At 58.0% G+C, this 4115-nt stretch carries 1 pseudogene; it reads right to left on the bottom strand.

What is annotated here, in order from left to right:
• A pseudogene (locus M0G43_RS15785) lies at window positions 1-4115 on the bottom strand (hypothetical protein); the annotation flags it as partial.

The raw sequence follows: 4115 nt of genomic DNA, 5'->3' as shown, positions 1-4115 counted from the left end.
CCCACGGCCGTCGCTATTATAACGTGGATTTCCGAAAAAGCTTGTGTGGCCACCTCTGCCGTCACCGACGGTGGCGAACTGATCACCACCTCCGCACTGTCAGTGTTCTCGCAGCCCGTGACAGTATTGGTCACCAGGACAGAATAGGTGCCCGACTGTAACGCGGTCAGGCTAGGTCCCGTCTCACCAGATAGCACCGTGCCGTCAAGGCTCCACACAAAGGTATGGTCTCCGGCAGAGAGCCCCGTGTCGAGCAGTGGCTGCCCGATCACCTCCGTGCCATTGGTGTCCGTACAAAGCGTATAGAAATCGTCAAGGTCAAAGATCGGCAGAAGGTCCACCTGAAGGGTCAGCTCCGTAACGGCATAGCAGATCGAACTGTCCATGCCCGCCGCATCAGGGGTATCGTTGTCCACCCTCACATAGATGACCTGTGGATTGCTGATGTTCTCATAGGTGGTCGGTATCGGGTTGACGCCCAGCTCCGCATCGGCCTGTGTCGTATAGTAGCTCACTATAAAGTTCACCGGGTCCTGCCCGTCCAGTATCTCTCCATCCTGCGTGGTCAGGTCAAACTGGCCCAGACCGTCGTTGTCCCCTATGTTGTCACAGATGACATAAGGCGACGCAGGTGCCGTGGCCTCCGCTCCATTGTCCACCTCAAGGTTGAAGCTCACGGTACTTATTGAACAGCCCGTTTCGTTATTGGTGATCGCCACGAATATCTGCTGTGGGTTCGAGGTGTTCGTATATGGGCTCAAGAGCGCTCCCGTAAGGTTGTCCGCAGCCGTCTGCGACGCATGGTAGGTCACGCTGTAGAGCGATGGGTCCTGCCCATTCAGTACCTCCGCATCCTTGCTCGAAAGGTTGAACTGCGCAAAGCCGTCGGTGTTGACCTCACAGACGATATAGTCCGTCACGGCCACCACTTCGGGCAACGGGTTCACGGTGATGTCAAAGTCCACGATCGTGTAGCAGCCCGTGATGTCGTTGCTGACCCTCACATAGATGGTCTGTGGCGTATAGTCCGTATTGGTGTTGGTGTACATCGTTGGGTCGGCTATGGCTCCCGTGCCCGCCTCTGCATCCGCATAGGTCTCGTGGTAAGTCGCGCTCACGCCAGACTCTCCATTGATGATATAGGTCTCGTTGTCCGTTAGGTCGAACAGCTCCTGCCCGTCTCCCGTGTTGATGTCGTCACAGAGCTCCATGTCCGATGGGTCCGTGCTCGGGGTCGGGTTCGGCAGCACTCGTATGGTAAGGGTCGTAAAGTCCGTGCAGCCGGTATCGGTATCGGTCACCCTCACGTACAGGGTCTGTGGGTTGGCAGCGTTGCCGCCCACGGACATGTTAGTATACGAGGTTGCAGGAGAAATGGCATTGCTGCCCGCCTGCGCATCTGCACTGGTTAGATAATAGCTCACCGACCAGCTGCCGTTGCCGCCCGTGATCTCTGAATCCTTGACCGTAAGGTCAAATACCGTCATCTCGTCGGCCACCTCGTCGTCGCAAAGGTTCAGCGGTGTTGGCTGTACTGCCGTTGGCGGAAGCTCGACCCTGATCTCAAACTGGCCCGTCTTGCTGCAGCCGTTGGCCGCACCGACCAACCTTACATAGATGGTCTGCGGATTTGTTGCATTGGTATAGTTCGTCACGTTCACTATGGCATTTGCCCCGGTCCCGGCATCGGCCGCCGACGTATGGTAGGTCAGTGCATATTGTGAAGGGTCCTGTGAGCCCAATATCTCCCCGTTCTTCGTCGTAAGGTTGAACTGGGCGAACCCATCGCCGTTGGTATCGCACACCACATAGTCGGATATGTCGGTCGGTACCACAGGGCTAGGGAGAGCATTGAGCACCATCGGCACTATGCTATGGCAGCCCGTGATGCTGTTCTCTGCCCTGGCATACACCGTCTGTGTGAATGCCACTATGTTATCGTATGGGCTGACAAGCGGGTTCTGTCCGTTATCGGCCTCCGCAAGGGTCTCGTGGTAGGTGATCTCAACATCGGACTCACCGTTGATGATCTGTACCGTGCGCGACCCTAGGTCAAAGCTCGCAAAACCGTCGTTGTCGGCATCGCACACCTCTATCGGCATCGGTGCCGCCGGTGAAGGCAACGGGTTCACCCGAAGGTCGAGCGTGATGGTATCCACACAGCCAGTGGCACCGGTCTCGGCCCTCACATAGATGGTCTGTGGATTGGATGTGTTGGTGTACGGACTGCTGATGGGACTTGTGCCCGCATCGGCGTCTGCCTGTGTCTCGTAATAGGTCAATGTGATGCCTGTCTGACCATTGAGGATCTGTGCATCGGCATCCTCCAGGTCAAAGGCCTCCATGCCGTCGCCCGGATTGTTTGTATCGCACACCTCCAACGGGTCAGGCTGTACAAGCACCGGAAGGGCGTTGACCACCAATTCCAGCGTGGTCAGCTTGTGGCAGCCGTTGCCCGTGTCGTCCACACGGACCCACAGGGTCTGGCTGAAGGCCGTCGTATTGGTATAGGCGTTCGGTGTCGCTATGGCGTTGGAAGGTACCTCGGCATCGGACTGGTCCTCATAATAGCTGACCGCGTATTGTGTAGCATCGAGACCGTCCAGGATCTCCGCATTCTTCGAGGTCAGGTCGAACTGGGCAAAGCCGTCGGTATTGTCATCGCACACTTCCAAAGGTGTCGGGCCCTCTATCTGTGGCGTGTCGTTAACGATGAGCTGGAGCGTCACAAAGGTGGCACAGTCAGTCGCGATCGTAGCGCTCTCCACCCTCACATAAATGGTCTGGGCATAGGCAACGATGTTGTTGTAGCTGCCGGTGATGCCGTTGACACTGTTCTCTGCATCGGCCATCGTCTCGTGGTAGGTCACGGTAAGGCCGGTAACACCGCCCGTGATCTGTGGCTCGGCATCGGTGAGCGTGAACACCCCGAAACCGTCACTGTCAGGATCACAGTATTCCAAAGGAGAGGGCATGAACGCCACTGGGGCCTGTTCCACCTGCAGCTCCAACTGCGTGGTGGTCCAGCAGCCAGTGCCGCCGTTGAGCACACGCACGTAGACCGTCTGTGGGTTGCTGGTGTTGGTGTAAGGGATCGGCAGCGGGGAGGCGCCGGAGTTGGCGTCCGCCTGTGTCAGGTGGTAGCTCACCGTATACTGCGGGTTGCCGCCGGATATCTCATTGCTCTTAAGTCCCAAATCGATACTGGTCAAACCGTCGGGCACATTGTCGTCACAGACCGCCAAAGGGGTCGGTGCCACTGCCGTGGGCAAAGGGTTCACGATAAGTTCAAAGCTGGTCGCAGACACACAGCCCGTCACCGTGTTCGAAAGGGACACATAGATGGTCTGTGGGTTCGACGTGTTGGCATAGGCACTCGCAAGCGGTGCGGTACCAGAAAGGGCATCCGCCATTGTCAGGTGGTAGGAAACGCTGATGTTGGACTGCCCACCGGTGGACTCTGCGTCCTTCGTCGAAAGGTCAAAGAGCTCCTGTCCGTCACCTGGCGTGGCCTCGTCGCACAGCACATAGTCCGATATCGGGGAGACCACTGGCAAGGGGTTCACCAAAAGGTCGAGGGTCGTCGTCGACCAGCAGCCCGTGGCATCGTCCTCAACACGTACATACACCGTCTGTGGGTTGGTGGTGTTCGTATAGGGGTTCGGGAGCACTCCAGTGCCGGCCTCTGCCGCCGAAAGGGTCGCGTGGTAGGTCACCGTCATGCCCGTCTGCCCACCCAGGACCTGGCCCGTGCGCTGGGAAAGGTCGAACTGTGCAATGCCGTCGGCATCGTCGTCGCAGACCTCGAGCTGTGACGGAGGGTTTGCCACAGGTAGCGGATCGACCAACAGGTCGAGCGTCGTGGTGGTCCAACAGCCCGTCGCATCGTCCTCGAGCCTAACGTACACCGTCTGGGCAACACCCGTATAGGGATCAGAAAGGTCGTTGTCCCCAGACTGTGCGTCCGCCAAGATGCCGTGGTAGGTAACCGTCACTCCGGTCTGGCCAGAAAGAAAACCTGACGTCGCATCCGAAAGCGTGAACTCTCCAATGCCCCCACCAAGGTCGCACGAACGCAAAGGCCCCGAAACACCATACGTGGGCAAAGGGTTGAC

This window comes from Subsaxibacter sp. CAU 1640 (genome assembly GCF_023156585.1).
Lineage (GTDB): Bacteria > Bacteroidota > Bacteroidia > Flavobacteriales > Flavobacteriaceae > JBPOFM01.
This window is presented reverse-complemented; position numbering and strand designations above follow the sequence as displayed.